Source organism: Pseudomonas sp. 20-5, assembly GCF_056782835.1.
Genome location: NZ_CM165584.1, coordinates 385360 through 400894, shown reverse-complemented (window position 1 = coordinate 400894; position 15535 = coordinate 385360). Strand labels below are relative to the sequence as shown.

General features: G+C 68.7%; 14 protein-coding genes. 9 read left to right on the top strand and 5 right to left on the bottom strand.

Going from position 1 to position 15535, the window contains the following annotated elements:
- Positions 1 to 122 precede the first annotated feature (122 nt).
- The 5 genes from pfpI (at position 123) to AC1RB9_RS01815 (ending at position 6324) form a co-directional block, all read left to right on the top strand.
- Positions 123 to 662 carry a protease PfpI gene (gene pfpI, locus AC1RB9_RS01835; RefSeq protein ID WP_003102879.1) on the top strand — a complete coding sequence of 180 codons (540 nt, stop codon included), beginning with the start codon at positions 123 to 125 and terminating at the stop codon, positions 660 to 662.
- 72 nt (positions 663 to 734) lie between these two features.
- Positions 735 to 1931 carry a class I SAM-dependent rRNA methyltransferase gene (locus AC1RB9_RS01830; RefSeq protein ID WP_003102882.1) on the top strand — a complete coding sequence of 399 codons (1197 nt, stop codon included), beginning with the start codon at positions 735 to 737 and terminating at the stop codon, positions 1929 to 1931.
- A gap of 327 nt (positions 1932 to 2258) precedes the next feature.
- The gene (gene ilvD, locus AC1RB9_RS01825; protein WP_003084436.1) at positions 2259 to 4097 is read left to right on the top strand and encodes a dihydroxy-acid dehydratase; all 1839 of its coding nucleotides are present in this window, start codon (positions 2259 to 2261) and stop codon (positions 4095 to 4097) included.
- A 229-nt stretch (positions 4098 to 4326) separates the two neighbouring features.
- On the top strand, positions 4327 to 5712 hold the full coding sequence (locus AC1RB9_RS01820) for a nucleobase:cation symporter-2 family protein (RefSeq protein WP_003102887.1): 1386 nt from the start codon (positions 4327 to 4329) through the stop codon (positions 5710 to 5712).
- A 138-nt stretch (positions 5713 to 5850) separates the two neighbouring features.
- Positions 5851 to 6324, top strand: coding sequence for a metallophosphoesterase family protein (locus AC1RB9_RS01815; protein WP_003102894.1), 474 nt, complete (start codon positions 5851 to 5853; stop codon positions 6322 to 6324).
- Between the two features lie 15 nt (positions 6325 to 6339).
- On the opposite strand, the gene AC1RB9_RS01810 is transcribed toward AC1RB9_RS01815, so the two are convergent.
- From AC1RB9_RS01810 to AC1RB9_RS01800, 3 genes are all read right to left on the bottom strand, one after another.
- Positions 6340 to 6846: a dihydrofolate reductase gene (locus AC1RB9_RS01810; RefSeq protein WP_003084430.1), complete on the bottom strand. Its 507-nt coding sequence runs from the start codon at positions 6844 to 6846 to the stop codon at positions 6340 to 6342.
- Between the two features lie 82 nt (positions 6847 to 6928).
- Complete coding sequence (locus AC1RB9_RS01805; protein WP_003112968.1) at positions 6929 to 7969, bottom strand: hypothetical protein; 1041 nt, start codon at positions 7967 to 7969, stop codon at positions 6929 to 6931.
- Positions 7966 to 9060 carry a hypothetical protein gene (locus AC1RB9_RS01800; RefSeq protein WP_003102900.1) on the bottom strand — a complete coding sequence of 365 codons (1095 nt, stop codon included), beginning with the start codon at positions 9058 to 9060 and terminating at the stop codon, positions 7966 to 7968. Before AC1RB9_RS01800 ends, AC1RB9_RS01805 begins: the two co-directional genes overlap by 4 nt.
- Positions 9061 to 9269: 209 nt before the next feature.
- Between AC1RB9_RS01800 and AC1RB9_RS01795 the strand changes: the two genes are divergently transcribed.
- Positions 9270 to 10421, top strand: coding sequence for a glycerophosphodiester phosphodiesterase (locus AC1RB9_RS01795; RefSeq protein WP_003459225.1), 1152 nt, complete (start codon positions 9270 to 9272; stop codon positions 10419 to 10421).
- A 36-nt stretch (positions 10422 to 10457) separates the two neighbouring features.
- Here the strand turns inward: AC1RB9_RS01795 and AC1RB9_RS01790 are convergent, their stop codons facing one another.
- Entirely contained in the window at positions 10458 to 10820 is a 363-nt protein-coding gene (locus AC1RB9_RS01790) for a hypothetical protein (protein WP_003102907.1), read from the bottom strand.
- 190 nt (positions 10821 to 11010) lie between these two features.
- On the opposite strand from AC1RB9_RS01790, the gene AC1RB9_RS01785 reads away from it, so the two are divergent.
- Genes AC1RB9_RS01785 through AC1RB9_RS01775 form a run of 3 tightly spaced genes read left to right on the top strand, consistent with a single transcriptional unit; the run spans position 11011 to position 14600 of the window.
- On the top strand, positions 11011 to 12396 hold the full coding sequence (locus tag AC1RB9_RS01785; RefSeq protein WP_003158453.1) for a DUF2868 domain-containing protein: 1386 nt from the start codon (positions 11011 to 11013) through the stop codon (positions 12394 to 12396).
- Entirely contained in the window at positions 12389 to 13768 is a 1380-nt protein-coding gene (locus AC1RB9_RS01780) for a GTPase/DUF3482 domain-containing protein (RefSeq protein ID WP_481864880.1), read from the top strand. The genes AC1RB9_RS01785 and AC1RB9_RS01780 overlap by 8 nt, the downstream gene beginning before the upstream one ends.
- Before the next feature lie 34 nt (positions 13769 to 13802).
- Complete coding sequence (locus AC1RB9_RS01775) at positions 13803 to 14600, top strand: FkbM family methyltransferase (protein ID WP_003112965.1); 798 nt, start codon at positions 13803 to 13805, stop codon at positions 14598 to 14600.
- Positions 14601 to 14626: 26 nt separating this feature from the next.
- Here the strand turns inward: AC1RB9_RS01775 and AC1RB9_RS01770 are convergent, their stop codons facing one another.
- Entirely contained in the window at positions 14627 to 15421 is a 795-nt protein-coding gene (locus AC1RB9_RS01770) for a thymidylate synthase (protein WP_003110588.1), read from the bottom strand.
- Positions 15422 to 15535 lie beyond the last annotated feature (114 nt).

Genomic DNA, 15535 nt, shown 5'->3' with positions numbered 1-15535 from the left:
CGGAGAACCCCGCCATGGGGCGGGCTTCTACCGGAAAAGCGGCGCCAGGCAACGGACATGGAACTTTTCCCGCAGCCGCCAGGGTCGGAATGAATACCCCTTCTGATATCGGGAGACATGCCATGACCCAATCCCTGCACGGCAAGGTCGTCGCCGCCCTGGTGACCGACGGTTTCGAACAGGTCGAACTGACCGGTCCGAAAAAAGCCCTGGAAGACGCCGGCGCCACGGTAAGGATTCTTTCCGACAAGGCCGGCGAGGTGCGCGGCTGGAACCATCACCAGCCAGCCGAGGCCTTCCGCGTCGACGGCACCTTCGAAGACGCCAGCCTGGACGACTACGACGCCCTGCTGCTGCCCGGCGGGGTGATCAATTCCGACCAGATCCGCAGCCTGGCCAAGGCCCAGGAACTGGCGATCCGCGCCGAACAGGCGAGCAAGCCGGTGGCGGTGATCTGCCACGGCGCCTGGCTGCTGATCTCCGCCGGACTGGTGCAGGGTCGTACCCTGACCAGTTGGCCGTCGCTCAAGGACGACATCAACAACGCCGGCGGCCACTGGGTGGACCAGGAGGTAGCGGTGGACGGCAAGCTGGTGAGCAGCCGCAAACCCGAAGACATCCCGGCCTTCAACCGTCGATTCATCGAAATCCTCGCCGGCTGAACGTCCCGCGTTCGCGCAGCGGCGAATCCCGTCGCTGCGCTATAATCGCGCTCTTTTGCCGGAGCCTTTCCCATGACCCTGCCCAGCTTGCGTCTCAAAGCCAACGCCGAGCGCCGCCTGCGCGCCGGCCACCTGTGGGTCTACAGCAACGAGGTGGATGTCGCCGCGACGCCGCTGAATGCCTTCGCCGCCGGCGACCAGGCGGTGCTGGAAATGGCCAACGGCAAGCCGCTGGGCATCGTCGCGCTGAGCCCGAACAATCTCATCTGCGGCCGCCTCATTTCCCGTGATACCAAGCACGTTCTCGACAAATCGCTGCTGGTTCATCGCATCAACATCGCCCTCAGCCTGCGCGAGCGGCTTTTCGACAAGCCGTTCTACCGGCTGGTCTACGGCGATTCCGACCTGCTGCCCGGCCTGGTGGTCGATCGCTTCGGCGACGTGCTGGTGGTGCAACTGGCGTCCGCAGCCATGGAACTGCGCAAGGACGAGGTGCTCGCCGCCCTGCTGCAGGTGCTCAAGCCCGCCGCCGTGCTCTGGAAGAACGACTCCAGCGCGCGCGACGCCGAGGGCCTGGAACGCTACGTGGCCAATGCCTACGGCGAAGTGCCGGAGTGGGTCGCCCTGGAAGAGAACGGCGTGAAGTTCGAGGCGCCGGTGCTGGCCGGGCAGAAGACCGGCTGGTTCTACGACCACCGCATGAACCGTGCGCGCCTGGCGCCCTACGTGCGGGGCAAGCGGGTCCTCGACCTGTTCAGCTATATCGGTGGCTGGGGCATCCAGGCCGCCGCCTTCGGCGCCAGCGAAGTGATGTGCGTGGACGCGTCCGCCTTCGCCCTCGACGGCGTCGAGCGCAACGCGGCACTGAACGGCGTGGCGGAGAAGGTCGCCTGCGTCGAGGGCGACGTGTTCGAGGCCCTGCGCGAGCTGAAGGCCGCCGACGAACGCTTCGACGTGGTGATCGCCGACCCGCCGGCCTTCATCAAGCGCAAGAAGGACCTGAAGAACGGCGAGGCCGCCTACCGCCGTCTCAACGAACAGGCCATGCGCCTGCTGAGCAAGGACGGCATCCTGGTCAGCGCCTCCTGCTCGATGCACCTGCCCGAGGACGACCTGCAGAACATCCTGATCGGCAGCGCCCGCCATCTCGACCGCAACATCCAGCTGCTCGAGCGCGGCGGCCAGGGCCCCGACCATCCGGTGCACCTGGCGATCGCGGAAACCCGCTACATCAAGAGCCTGACCTGCCGGCTGCTGCCCAACGGCTGAGCCCGTCCCGGCGGATGAGCGCCTGCGTTCATCCGCCCTACGGCCACCGCCGCTCATGGCGCGACGGGCGGCGCAAGACGCCAGCCGGGTCGCGACGCGCCGCTCCGCCGACCGCCAGCCTTCCCCATTCGCCCGCTCTGGGCTTAGAATCCGGGCATTCCTCGCCAATCATCCCCCGGCGGGCAGTGAGCCCAGGCCGTCGCCAATGGTGACCCCATTCAGACCCCGGCCAACTCCGTACACTCGGCTATTCCCCGTTTGCATCCGGTTCCTTCGACGCTCACGATACAGTCATAACCCGAACCTGATTAGCCGCAGGAAATCGTCATGCCCGATTACCGCTCGAAAACCTCCACCCACGGCCGCAACATGGCCGGCGCCCGCGCCCTCTGGCGCGCCACCGGGATGAAGGACGAAGACTTCAAGAAGCCGATCATCGCCATCGCCAACTCCTTCACCCAGTTCGTGCCCGGCCACGTGCACCTGAAGGACCTCGGCCAACTGGTCGCCCGCGAGATCGAGAAGGCCGGCGGCGTGGCCAAGGAATTCAACACCATCGCCGTCGACGACGGCATCGCCATGGGCCACGACGGCATGCTCTATTCGCTGCCGAGCCGGGAGATCATCGCCGACTCCGTGGAATACATGGTCAACGCCCACTGCGCCGACGCCATCGTCTGCATCTCCAACTGCGACAAGATCACCCCCGGCATGCTGATGGCCGCGCTGCGCCTGAACATCCCGGTAGTGTTCGTCTCCGGCGGGCCGATGGAAGCCGGCAAGACCAAGCTGGCCAGCCACGGCCTGGACCTGGTCGATGCCATGGTGGTGGCCGCCGACGACTCCTGCTCCGACGAGAAGGTCGCCGAGTACGAGCGCAGCGCCTGCCCGACCTGCGGCTCCTGCTCCGGCATGTTCACCGCCAACTCGATGAACTGCCTGACCGAGGCGCTCGGCCTGTCGCTGCCGGGCAACGGCTCGACCCTGGCCACCCACGCCGACCGCGAGCAACTGTTCCTGCGCGCCGGGCGCCTGGCCGTGGAACTCTGCCAGCGCTATTACGGCGAAGGCGACGACAGCGTGCTGCCGCGCAACATCGCCAACTTCAAGGCCTTCGAGAACGCCATGACCCTGGACATCGCCATGGGCGGCTCGACCAATACCATCCTGCACCTGCTGGCCGCCGCCCAGGAGGCCGAGGTGCCGTTCGACCTGCGCGACATCGACCGCCTGTCGCGCAAGGTGCCGCAACTGTGCAAGGTGGCGCCGAACATCCAGAAGTACCACATGGAAGACGTGCATCGCGCCGGCGGCATCTTCTCCATCCTCGGCGAACTGGCCCGCGGTGGCCTGCTGCACACCGACGTCCCCACCGTGCACAGCCCGAGCATGGCCGACGCCATCGCCCAGTGGGACATCACCCAGACCCGCGACGAAGCCGTGCACACCTTCTTCAAGGCCGGTCCGGCGGGCATCCCGACCCAGACCGCGTTCAGCCAGAACACCCGCTGGCCGAGCCTGGACGACGACCGCGCCGAGGGCTGCATCCGCAGCGTCGAGCATGCCTATTCCAAGGAAGGCGGGCTGGCCGTGCTCTACGGCAACATCGCTCTCGACGGCTGCGTGGTGAAGACCGCCGGGGTCGACGAGTCGATCCACGTGTTCGAAGGCAGCGCGAAGATCTTCGAAAGCCAGGACGCCGCGGTGAAAGGCATCCTCGGCGACGAGGTGAAGGCCGGCGACATCGTGATCATCCGCTACGAAGGACCGAAGGGCGGGCCGGGCATGCAGGAAATGCTCTATCCGACCAGCTACCTGAAGTCCAAGGGCCTGGGCAAGCAGTGCGCCCTGCTCACCGACGGACGCTTCTCCGGCGGCACCTCGGGCCTGTCCATCGGTCACGCCTCCCCGGAAGCCGCCGCCGGCGGCGCCATCGGCCTGGTGCAGGACGGCGACAAGGTGCTGATCGACATTCCCAATCGCTCGATCAACCTGCTGGTCAGCGACGAAGAACTCGCCGCACGCCGCGCCGAACAGGACAAGAAGGGCTGGAAGCCGGCCGCGCCGCGTGCCCGCCGCGTCAGCACCGCGCTCAAGGCCTACGCCCTGCTCGCCACCAGCGCCGACAAGGGCGCGGTACGCAACAAGGCGCTGCTGGACGGCTGAATCGTCCAGCGACGAAAAAAGCCCGGTCCCGCGCCGGGCTTTTTCATTCACGCGTACGCGCGCCGAATGGCGGATAACCGCAAGCGGTCATTCGCCCTACCGCTCACCCACGCTCCAACCGCAGGGCGCATACGCCACCGGCGTTATCCGCCGACATGCGGCGCAGCCAGGCCTGGGCGAGACCGCGTTCGCCCAGTAAAATCGCGCTCTTTTTCCCCGGACCGCCACCATGAGTTCCCTGCAAAGCCCGTCGGACGCCAGCGCCCGCAACGACCTGGTCTATGGCCTGGACGACCGTCCCAGCGCTCCCATCGCCCTGCTCGCCGCCCTCCAGCACCTGCTGGCGATCATCGTGCCGATCGTTACCCCTGGCCTGCTGATCTGCCAGGCGCTGGGCGTATCGCCGCGCGACACCAATCTGATCGTGTCGATGTCGCTGGTGATCTCCGGCATCGCCACCTTCGTCCAGTGCAAGCGCTTCGGCCCGTTCGGCGCCGGACTGTTGATCGTCCAGGGCACCAGCTTCAACTTCGTCGGCCCGCTGATCGCCGGCGGGGCGCTGATGGTCAAGCAGGGCACGCCGGTGGAAAGCGTGATGGCGGCGATCTTCGGCGTGGTCATCGCCGGCTCCTTCGTCGAGATGGGCATCTCGCGCATACTGCCGTTCGTCAAGCGGCTGATCACCCCGCTGGTGACCGGCATCGTCGTGCTGATGATCGGCCTGACCCTGATCAAGGTCGGCCTGATCAGCATGGGCGGCGGCTTCTCGGCGATGTCCAACGGCACCTTCGCCAACGGCGAGAACCTGCTGCTGTCCGGCGTGGTGCTGGGCATCATCGTGGTGCTCAACCGCATCCCGGTGGTATGGATGCGCAGTTGCGCCATCGTCATCGCCCTGGCCGTCGGCTACGCGCTGGCCGGCTACCTCGGTCGCCTGGACTTCACCGGCATGCACCAGGCCGAGCTGTTCCAGGTACCGACCCCGCTGCACTTCGGCCTGGACTTCTCCTGGCCGCTGTTCATCCCGATGCTGGTGATCTACCTGGTCACCTCCCTGGAAGCCATCGGCGACGTCACCGCCACCAGCAAGGTGTCGAAGCAACCGGTGGAAGGCCCGCTGTGGATGCAGCGGATCAAGGGCGGCGTGCTGGTCAACGGCGCCAACTCGTTCCTCGCCGGTATCTTCAATACCTTCCCCAGTTCAGTGTTCGCCCAGAACAACGGGGTGATCCAGCTCACCGGCGTGGCCAGCCGCTACGTCGGCCTGTGGATCGCCGCCATGCTGGTCCTGCTCGGCCTGTTCCCGAGCGTCGCCGGGGTCATCCAGGCGGTGCCGGAACCGGTACTGGGCGGCGCGGCGATGGTGATGTTCGGCGCGGTGGCCGCTTCGGGCATCAACATCCTCGCCGGCATCCAGCTGGACCGCCGTGCCCTGCTGATCATCGCCGTATCCCTGGCCCTCGGCCTGGGCGTTTCGCAGGTGCCGGAGTTCCTCGCGCACATGCCCGCGGCGCTGCGCAACGTGCTGGAATCCGGGGTCGCCACCGGCGGCATCTGCGCCCTGCTGCTGAACTGGTTCCTGCCGGAAAGCCCGGTCCAGAAGGCCGGACACTGATAGGGGCGGCGCCACCTCCGGGTGGCGTCGCGGTTTTCGCCGAAGGGTTTTCGTACCCGGCCAATGGTTGGGTATGATCGACGGCATGGCCATGCCCGTCGGCCACCCTCTTCCGTCCCGCAACCCGGACCCGCGCCCATGCCCCAGTCCCGCCGCCCGTTGCGCATCGGCCTGATCGCCGACACCCATGGCCTGCTCCGGCCCGAGGCGCTGGAACGGTTGCGCGGCTGCGACCAGTTGATCCATGCCGGCGACATCGGCAAGCCGGAAATCCTCGCCGAGCTGGAACGCCTGGCGCCGCTCTCGGTGGTGCGCGGCAACAACGACACCCAGGACTGGGCGGCGGACATCCCCGAGCGCCTGCTGCTGAAGATCGGCCGGCTGACCCTCTATGTGCTGCACGACCTCAAGCGACTCGACCTCGACCCGGCCGCCGAAGGCATCGACGTGGTGGTCGCCGGACATTCGCACAAGCCACTGAAGGAAGAGCGCGACGGCGTGCTCTACCTCAACCCGGGCAGCGCCGGGCCGCGGCGCTTCAGCTTGCCGATCGGGATCGGCGTGCTGGAAGTGGCGGGGAAGAAGATCGAGGCGGAGCTGATCACCCTCTGACCCCGCCTGGAACCGTCAGCGGCGCTCCCATACCTCGAAGGCGTAGGCAGGCGCATCGTCAGCCGCGGCGTGTTCGATGCTCGACGCCAGGCGCCAGGCCGCACCATCGATCTCGGGGAAAAAGGCGTCGCCCTCCGGCGCCAGGCCAACCCGGGTCAGGTAGAGACGCGCGGCGCGCGGCAAGGCCTCGGCATAGAGCTGGGCGCCGCCGATCAGCATCAGTTCGTCGGCGTCCTCCGCCTGCGCCCACGCCTCGGCGCGCGCCAGCGCGGCGTCCAGGCTGGCGAACACTTCCGCACCCTCCAGTGCCAGGCCGGCCTGGCGGCTGACCACCAGGTTTAGCCGGCCCGGCAGCGGCCGACCCAGCGAGTCCCAGGTCTTGCGCCCCATGATCACCGGCTTGCCGAGGGTCATCGCCTTGAAATGCTTGAGGTCGGCCGGCAGGCGCCAGGGCAGGCGGTTGTCGATGCCGATCGCGCGGTTCTCGCCAAGGGCGGCGATCATCGCCAGCGGTCGTGCCATGGGGTTACCTCATCGTGGAAGGACAAAGGCGCGAGGATAAACACTCGCGCCGGCGGACTCCAGGCCAACTGTGCGGGCCGGCCTACAAGGGATTGGCATACGGCGGCACCTGCATGAAGAAGGTGCCATCCTCGTTGACCTGGGTGGTGCCGGTCGCCAGCACCTTGCGGTAGTCCTGCAGGTTGAAGGTCAGCACCTGGTCCGGGGTCTCGGTCTTCAGCAGCACCTGGGCGTAGGTGATGAGGATTTCGAAGATCTTCAGGTCGCCCGACTGTAGCCAGAGGAAGGATGGGCCCGCCGCGGCCGGCGGGCTGAACACCGGCGACGGCTGGCCGGGCGCCTGGGAGAAACGCAGGTGCAGCCCCTGGTCGTCGAGCCAGGCCTCCTGTACGTGGCCGTCGATGCCCAGCAGCGGGAAGACCTTGCGGTAGTCCAGGCGCATGGCGCTGCCCACCAGGCTCGCCCCCGGCCGATCGAGGCTGACCAGCGCCGACATCGGCAGGCCGACCAGGCTCATCGCCCCGTACAGCGGCAGACCGATCACCCTCAACTGGTCGGGCCGATAGACCAGCGCGCCGCTGGCCGCGTCCACCTCCACGCCGCCGCCCAGCCGCAACGGCAGCCAGGGCCCTACGCCGAGCGGACGCACCCGCCCCTCCACCTCCAGGCGTCCCGCCGCACTGCTCATGCGGAAGTCCTTCAACATGGTCCCGTCGTAGGCGAGGATGTGCTCGTTGAACAGGTTGGCCAGTTGCCGCGGGCTGAGCAGCACCTCGCCCTCCATCACCTGGAAATGCATGTCCTGCGGACGGTCGAAGTCCACCGGCTGGCCGGCCCGGTTCGGCACCAGCCAGCCCTTCACCTCGGGCACGTGGAAACCGATGTTGCCGCGCAGGTACATGTCCACGTTGCGCAGCAGTATGCCGACGCCATCCTGGCCGGAATCCGCCGGCCCGGCCGTACGCATGGGCAGCGGCACCGGCGCCGGCGGGACCTGCCGGTACCAGCCCTCGCGCAGCAGGGCCAGTTCGCGCTGCTGCCGGTCGATGGCGCTTTCGGCCTGGGCCGCGCTGGCCGCCAACAGGCAACAGCCAAGCAGTACGCCCCACGGACGCCGGCTCACAGCCGTGCCTCCAGCGGCGCCGGCGCCTTCACCGGCGACACGGCGATCTGCACCATGCCGTCCTCGCGCAGGCGGATCACGCCGTTCTGCAGTTGCCGCCGGTAGTCGTAGAGATTGAACAGCAGCGGCTGCCCCGGGCTGAGGCTGGTGAACAGGGCATAGGCCTTGACCAGCACGGTGCGCGCCATCTTGATATCGCCGCCCTCGATGAACATGTAGCTGTCCGGCGCCCGTAATGCCGGCCATTGCAGGTCGGCCAGGGAGTCGCCGAGGGCGAGTTGCATGCCGCCGTCGGCCAGGGCCAGGCGACTGACGCGGAAGTCCAGGCGCGGCGGCGGGAACAATCCGTCGAGGTCGACGCGGATGCGGTTGCCGACCAATTCCATGTGCCGGGTCTTCAGCTTCAGCACCTCGGACATCTCGATCGAGGCCGCCGCCAGCGACGAAGTGACCTCGACCCCGTCGACGAAAATCCGCCGGGGTACCAGGGTCACCTCCAGCGGACCGCTCAGCTCGATCTCGGTGAGCATCCGCAGCGGCCGCCAGCGCCCCTTGCGCAACAACTCGCCACGCACTTCCTGGCCGTCCTTGCGGGTGTTCATACTGAGGTTGCGCACGGCCGCGCGGGACGCAGCGAGGTCCTGGTTGAGCAGGGTCGCCAGGGTGGCGTCGCTGACGAATATCTCGCCGGCCTGGATCCGCGCCACCATCGCCGTCGGATCGTCGAGCGACAAGGGCGCGCCGGGACGAGTCGGCTCCATGCGGATCAGCATGCGCTGGATGAAGAAACCGATGTCGTCGTGCAGGCGGAAGTCGGTATCGGCGATCCACAGTCGCGAACTCGCCGATCCCGAGCCGCGGGCGCCGACGCTCGCCTCCAGCGTGCGCGGCGGCACGGCGCTCATCAGGCTGTCCGGCTGGCGTCCCCAGTCATCGGTAGCGGCCGTCGGCACACGCGCTTCGACACGGGCCGGCGGCGCCACGGCCTGGCCGCCGCCGTGGGCATCGAAGGCCAGCCAGGCGCCCAGCAACAGGCAGGCCAGTTGCAACGACAGGCAGGGAAACGCGGAGGCAGGTTGCGCGGAAGCCATCACCGATCCTCTTATTGTTATGCGAGCGCCGTCACCCTATACCCTGCCCCGGCCGTCCGCCCCTTTCGTTGGATTGGCCGGGAAAACGCCGACGTCGTCACGCTGGCGGCGATTGTCACGGGAATGTCGCGAAACGGGCAAAGAAGTATCACCTGGCTGCGTCAATCTGCTGGACTGGAACACTCCCGAACCGCCGACGAGGACCCGTCATGCAACCAGCCTTCCTGCGCCGCCACCTCGGCGCCGCCTGCCTGATGCTCGCCGCTGGCCTGGCCAGCGCCGCCCACGCCGACACCGGCAACGTACAACGCGCCATCGACTGGGCCCAGGGCCAGGCCTCCGTTCGCCACCCGGCCAGCGACGAACGCTCGCCGCTGGTCATCGCCCACCGGGGCGCCAGCGGTTACGTACCGGAACACACCCTGGGCGCCTACGCCCTGGCGGTGATGATGGGCGCCGACTACGTCGAGCCGGACCTGGTGATGACCCGCGACGGCAAGCTGGTCGCCCGCCACGACAACGAACTGGGCCTGACCACCGATGTCGCCCAGCACCCGGAATTCGCCGACCGCAAGCGCACGCAGAAAGTCGACGGAGTGGAACTCACCGGCTGGTTCAGCGAAGACTTCACCCTCGCCGAACTGAAGACCCTGCGCGCCATCGAGCGCATCCCCACGATCCGCCCGGGCAATGCGCGCCTGGACGGCACCTTCGAGATCCCCACCCTGCAGGAGATCATCGACCTGGTGAAAAGCCTGCAGATCAGCCAGCAGCGCACCATCGGCCTGTACCCCGAGATCAAGCACGGCACCCACTTCCAGCGCCTCGGCCTGGCCATGGAACGCCCGCTGGTGAAGACCCTGCACCGCAACGGCTACCTCGGTCCGCGCGCGCCGGTATTCATCCAGTCCTTCGAGGTGAACAACCTGAAGGAAATCAAGCGCCTCACCGGCATCCGCCTGGTGCAGCTCTACGGCAGCGGCCAGCCCTACGACCAGCAGGCTGCCGGCGGCAGCCTGACCTACGCCGAGATGGCCACCGCCAAGGGCCTGCGCCAGGTGGCGCGCTACGCCTACGGGGTCGGTCCGGACAAGAGCTACGTGATTCCCCGCGATGCCAACGGCAACCTCGGCCAGCCGACCCGCTTCGTCGGCGACGCCCACGCCGCCGGGCTGAAGGTGCATCCCTACACCTTCCGCGCGGAAAACAGCTTCCTTCCGGCGGAGTTCCGCAGCGCCGACGGCAACCCGCAGTCGCGCGGCGACCTGGCCGGCGAGATCAGGGCCTACCTCGACGCCGGCATCGACGGCCTGTTCAGCGACCAGCCGGACGTCGCCGTGCGCCTGCGCGAGCAGCGCTGACGCAGCCCGACCGGCGCTCGTACGCGGGCGCCGGCCTCATGGACACTCGATGTAGCCGTCGAAGGGCTGTGCCTTGCCTTTCTCCAGTGCCTGCCGCCTGATGTTCCGGCAGATCCGCCGATCGCGCTCGTGCATGGCGTCGATCGACGGGTTGCCAGTGGGTTCCATGCCCTTGTGGTCCTTGACGCCAAAGGTCACCAAGGGCTGCTCCGGCTCCACCCGGAAGCGCGACGGCGTTTCCTTCTCCTCCTTGCGCGACGGCGGATCCGCCGCCAGGGTCGGCAACTGGTCGGCCTGCACGCCATAGCGTTGCAGCAAGGAGCCATCGGGCAACTCGTCGGCCAGCGCGCCCGCCATCCCCAGCAACAGCGCCAGGGGGTATCGGCGTACTACCTTCATCTCAGTGTTCCTCTCGCTACCGGCGCCGAACGCTTTCGCCACGGCGCCAGTCAAAATCCCACACCCCGCCGCCAGCCGGCTGGCAAGCCAGCATGAGCCGCCGGGGCGCTTTTGCTATGTTTGGCGCTGATCAGACGCCGTTGGCCGGGCACGATTCACGCTCGGCAGGGAAATCGACACAGGAGGTGACTTGAGTCACACGACGCATCCCGGCCTCGACGCCCTCTGGCTGACCGAGGCCGTTCGCCTGCGCGAGGAGCAGGCCGGTCCGCTGGAAGACAGCGAGGCGGTTCGCCAGGCGCTGGCCCAGGGCGGTTCCCTGCCGCGCCGTATTCTCACCCGCGCCCACTGGCTGGGCCGCCGCGAGGGCCTGCTCGACGCCCAGCGGACCTGGCGCCAGGGTTCGCGGCTGGCGCTGGCCCTGCTGCTGGTGCTGGCCCTGGCCAGCGGCGCCGGACTGGCCTTCGCCGCGCTCGGCGATGGCCAGCGCCCGGTCAACGTGTTCTGGGCGCTGGCCAGCCTACTCGGCCTGCACCTGCTGACCCTGCTCGGCTGGGCCCTCGGCCTGCTCGCCGGCGGCGAGGCCGCGGGCGCGCTCGGCCGGCTCTGGCTGTGGCTCAGCGGCAAGCTGGCGCGCGATGCCCGCGCCGCGCACCTGGCGCCGGCGCTATTGGTCCTGCTCGGCCGGCGCCGGCTGGCGCGCTGGGGCCTCGGCGCGCTGGTCCACGGGCTCTGGCTGCTCGGCCTGCTGACCGCGCTGGCCATGCTCCTCGGCCTGCTGGCGACCCGCCGCTACGGTTTCGTCTGGGAAACCACCATTCTCGGCAGCGATACCTTCATCGCCCTTACCCAGGCGCTCGGCGCCCTGCCGGCGTTGCTTGGCTTCCCGTTGCCGGACGCCGAGCTGATCCGCGCCAGCGGCGACGCCGCCCTGGCCAGCGAAGCCGCACGGCACGCCTGGGCCGGCTGGCTGGTAGGCGTACTGCTGGTCTATGGGGTCCTGCCGCGCGCGCTGCTCGGTCTGCTCTGCCTGTGGCGCTGGAAACGCGGCCTGGCCCACCTCGACCTGGACCTCGACGACCCAGGCTACAGCCTGCTGCGCGAACGCTTGATGCCGGCCAGCGAACGCCTCGGCGTCAGCGACGCGGCACCGGACTGGCTGCCGGAGCCGCAGGGCGGCCAGTCCAGCCAGGAAGCCGCCGGAGCGGTGCTGGTGGCGGTGGAGCTGGACGATCGCCGGCCCTGGCCGCCGAAGCTCGCCGAAGGCGTCGCCGACGCCGGCATCCTCGACGACGGCCAGCAGCGCCGTCGCCTGCTCGAACAACTGACCCGCTACCCGCCGGCGCGCCTGGCCATCGCCTGCGACCCGCGTCGCTCGCCAGACCGCGGCACCCTGGCACTGCTCGGCGAACTCGCCCGCTGCGCCGCCAGCACCCGCATCTGGCTGCTCCAGGCTCCGCCCGGCGAAGCGCTCGACAGCGACCGCCTGGGTGACTGGCACGCCGCCCTGGAACGCCTGCAACTGCCGCACGGCGAGACCTCGCCGCTGGCCTGGCTGGAGACCGGCCATGACTGAGCCGCTGATCCTGGCCGTGGTCGGCCACACCAATACCGGCAAGACCTCGCTGCTGCGCACCCTGACCCGCGACCGCGGATTCGGCGAAGTCTCCCATCGCCCCAGCACCACCCGCCACGTCGAGGGCGCCAGGCTGTCGGTGGACGGCGAAGCGCTGCTGGAACTCTACGACACGCCCGGCCTGGAAGACGCCATCGCCCTGCTCGACTACCTGGACGCCCTGGAGCGCCCCGGCGAGCGTCTCGATGGCCCGGAACGCATGGCGCGGTTGCTGGACAGCAACGAAGCGCGCGGGCGTTTCGAACAGGAAGCCAAGGTGGTCCGCCAGTTGCTCGCCTCCGACGCCGGGCTCTACGTGATCGACGCCCGCGAACCGGTGCTGGCCAAGTATCGCGACGAACTGGCGGTGCTCGCCGGCTGCGGCCGGCCGCTGCTGCCGGTGCTGAACTTCGTCGCCAGCCCGCAGCATCGCGAGGAGGAGTGGCGCGCCGCCCTCGCTCGCCTGGGCCTGCACGCCCTGGTGCGTTTCGACAGCGTGGCGCCGCCGCTGGACGGCGAGCGGCGCCTCTACGAGAGCCTGGCGCTGCTGCTGGAGCGCGCCCGGCCGCAACTCGACCGGCTGATCGCCGACCATGAGACCCAGGCCGCCGCGCGCCTGCGCGCCGGGCAACGGCTGATCGCCGAATTGCTGGTCGACGTCGCCGCCTGCCGGCGCCTGGTGCCCGGCGGCGAAAGCGCCGTGCAGGAAGCCACCCGCGACCTGCACCAGCAGGTGCGCAAGCGCGAGCAGGCCTGCGTGGAAGCGTTGCTGCGGCTCTACGCCTTCGCCAGGGACGACGCCCGCGCCGCCGACCTGCCGCTGCTCGACGGCCGCTGGGGCGACGATCTGTTCAATCCGGAGACCCTGCGCCAACTCGGTATCCGCCTCGGCGGCGGGGTTGCGGCCGGTGCCGCGGCCGGCGCCGGCATCGACCTGCTGGTGGGCGGCGTCACCCTTGGCGCCGCCGCCGTCCTCGGTGCCCTCGCCGGCGGCGCCTGGCAGACCGTCGGCCACTACGGCTCGCGCCTGCTCGGCAAGCTCAAGGGCGCCCGCGAGCTGACCGTCAACGACGCCGTGCTGCGCTTGCTCGCGCTGCGCCAACGGCAGCTCCTGGCAGCCCTGCAAACGCGCGGCCACGCGGCGGTCGAGGCGATCCGCCTGGAAACCCCGGAGGACAAGCAGTGGCGCGAAGGCAAGCTGCCGGAAGCGCTGCGCAAGGCGCGCGCGCATCCGGAGTGGTCGTCGCTGAACGGCAGGCGGGTGGGCGGCAGCGACCGCCAGGAACAGATCGACGCGCTGGCCGAACTGCTGGAGAGCGGGCGCGGGGAATGACAGACTGGGCGACGATCGCCCAAGAGGTAGGCCCATGCCCTTCGTTTCCTACGCGCAGAACCTGGAAGACGTCCGACTCTGGCGGGCCCTGAAACTCTTCCCCAGGGGGTTCTACATCGACGTCGGCGCCAACCACCCGCGGATCGACTCGGTCACCCTGGCGTTCTACGAGCGCGGCTGGCGCGGCATCAACATCGAACCGCTGCCCCACCTGCACCGCGAGCTGGAGCGGGAACGGCCGGAAGACCTCAACCTGAACCTCGCCATTGGCGAGCGCGAAGGCCGCGCCACGCTCTACGAGATGGCCGCCTCGGGTCTCTCCACCCTGGACCCCGAGCTAGCCCGCCAGCGCCAGGCCGAGGGCTGCACGGCTACCCCGCGCGAAGTGAAGGTCAGCACCCTGGACGCGATCTGCGCGGCCCATGTCGAAGGGCCGATCCACTTCCTCAAGATCGACGTCGAAGGGCTGGAAGGCGCGGTGCTCCGCGGCCTCGACCTGAACCGCTGGCGCCCGTGGCTGATCCTCGCGGAAACCCCATTCGACCACGACCCCGAGTGGAAAGCGCCGCTGCTCGCCGCGGGCTACCGTTTCGTCCACTTCGACGGCCTCAACGGCTATTACCTGGCGGAGGAACAGGCACGCCTGGAAGGCGCCTTCGCGCTACCGCCGAACCTGCTGGACGACTTCCAGCTCTGCCATGGCCATGCCATGAGCCATCCGGTCGCTCCGCTGGAGCAGGCCCTGGAACAGGCGCTGCAACGCGCAGAAGATGCGGAGCGGGCTTTGCGGGACTGGCGCGCGCTTCCCTGGTACCGTCGCCTGTTCGGTTGAGCGGAGCCGACGGCTCCGCCGAAGGGTCAGACCGCGACCGGTGCCTTGATGTGCGGATGGGCCTCGTAGCCGACCAGCTCGAAGTCCTCGAAGCGAAAGTCGAACAGATCCTTCACCTCGGGATTCAGCTTCATGCTCGGCAACGGCAGCGGCTCGCGGGTCAGCTGCAGGTCGGCCTGCTCCAGGTGGTTGGCGTACAGGTGGCAATCGCCGCCGGTCCAGATGAACTCGCCCGGCTGCAGGCCGGCGACCTGCGCCACCATCAGGGTCAGCAGGGCATAGCTGGCGATATTGAAGGGTACGCCGAGGAAGATGTCCGCCGAACGTTGGTAGAGCTGGCAGCTGAGCTTGCCGTCGGCGACGTAGAACTGGAACAGCGCGTGGCAGGGCGGCAGGGCCATCTCGTCGATCAGCGCCGGGTTCCAGGCGGAGACGATCAGCCGGCGCGAGTCCGGATTCTTCTTCAGCATCGCCATCAGGTTGGCGATCTGGTCGATGTGGCGGCCGTCCGGCGCCGGCCAGGAGCGCCACTGGTAGCCATACACCGGGCCGAGGTCGCCGTTCTCGTCGGCCCATTCGTCCCAGATCGAGACGCCGTGCTCCTTGAGGTAGGCGATATTGGTGGAGCCCTTGAGGAACCACAGCAGCTCGTGGACGATCGACTTGAGGTGGCACTTCTTGGTGGTCACCAGGGGGAAGCCCGCGGCCAGGTCGAAGCGCATCTGGTGGCCGAACACGCTATAGGTGCCGGTGCCGGTGCGGTCGCTCTTGAAGGTGCCGTGCTCGCGCACGTGGCGCATCAGGTCGAGGTACTGTTTCATCGGAGGCTCGGATCGATATCGGTGCGGCGCCGACGTGGCGGCTCCCACCGAGGGATGACAGAAGGATGGCCAAGTCTACGGCGACGGAGCCTGCATCGCCAGTTCGGCGCGACC

Excerpts from the sequence above, each read along its gene's own strand:
- pfpI (WP_003102879.1), top strand. The coding sequence starts at position 123 with ATGACCCAATCCCTGCACGGCAAGGTCGTCGCCGCCCTGGTGACCGAC.
- AC1RB9_RS01830 (WP_003102882.1), top strand. The coding sequence starts at position 735 with ATGACCCTGCCCAGCTTGCGTCTCAAAGCCAACGCCGAGCGCCGCCTG.
- ilvD (WP_003084436.1), top strand. The coding sequence starts at position 2,259 with ATGCCCGATTACCGCTCGAAAACCTCCACCCACGGCCGCAACATGGCC.
- AC1RB9_RS01820 (WP_003102887.1), top strand. The coding sequence starts at position 4,327 with ATGAGTTCCCTGCAAAGCCCGTCGGACGCCAGCGCCCGCAACGACCTG.
- AC1RB9_RS01815 (WP_003102894.1), top strand. The coding sequence starts at position 5,851 with ATGCCCCAGTCCCGCCGCCCGTTGCGCATCGGCCTGATCGCCGACACC.
- AC1RB9_RS01810 (WP_003084430.1), bottom strand. The coding sequence starts at position 6,846 with ATGGCACGACCGCTGGCGATGATCGCCGCCCTTGGCGAGAACCGCGCG.
- AC1RB9_RS01800 (WP_003102900.1), bottom strand. The coding sequence starts at position 9,060 with ATGGCTTCCGCGCAACCTGCCTCCGCGTTTCCCTGCCTGTCGTTGCAA.
- AC1RB9_RS01795 (WP_003459225.1), top strand. The coding sequence starts at position 9,270 with ATGCAACCAGCCTTCCTGCGCCGCCACCTCGGCGCCGCCTGCCTGATG.
- AC1RB9_RS01790 (WP_003102907.1), bottom strand. The coding sequence starts at position 10,820 with ATGAAGGTAGTACGCCGATACCCCCTGGCGCTGTTGCTGGGGATGGCG.
- AC1RB9_RS01780 (WP_481864880.1), top strand. The coding sequence starts at position 12,389 with ATGACTGAGCCGCTGATCCTGGCCGTGGTCGGCCACACCAATACCGGC.
- AC1RB9_RS01775 (WP_003112965.1), top strand. The coding sequence starts at position 13,803 with ATGCCCTTCGTTTCCTACGCGCAGAACCTGGAAGACGTCCGACTCTGG.
- AC1RB9_RS01770 (WP_003110588.1), bottom strand. The coding sequence starts at position 15,421 with ATGAAACAGTACCTCGACCTGATGCGCCACGTGCGCGAGCACGGCACC.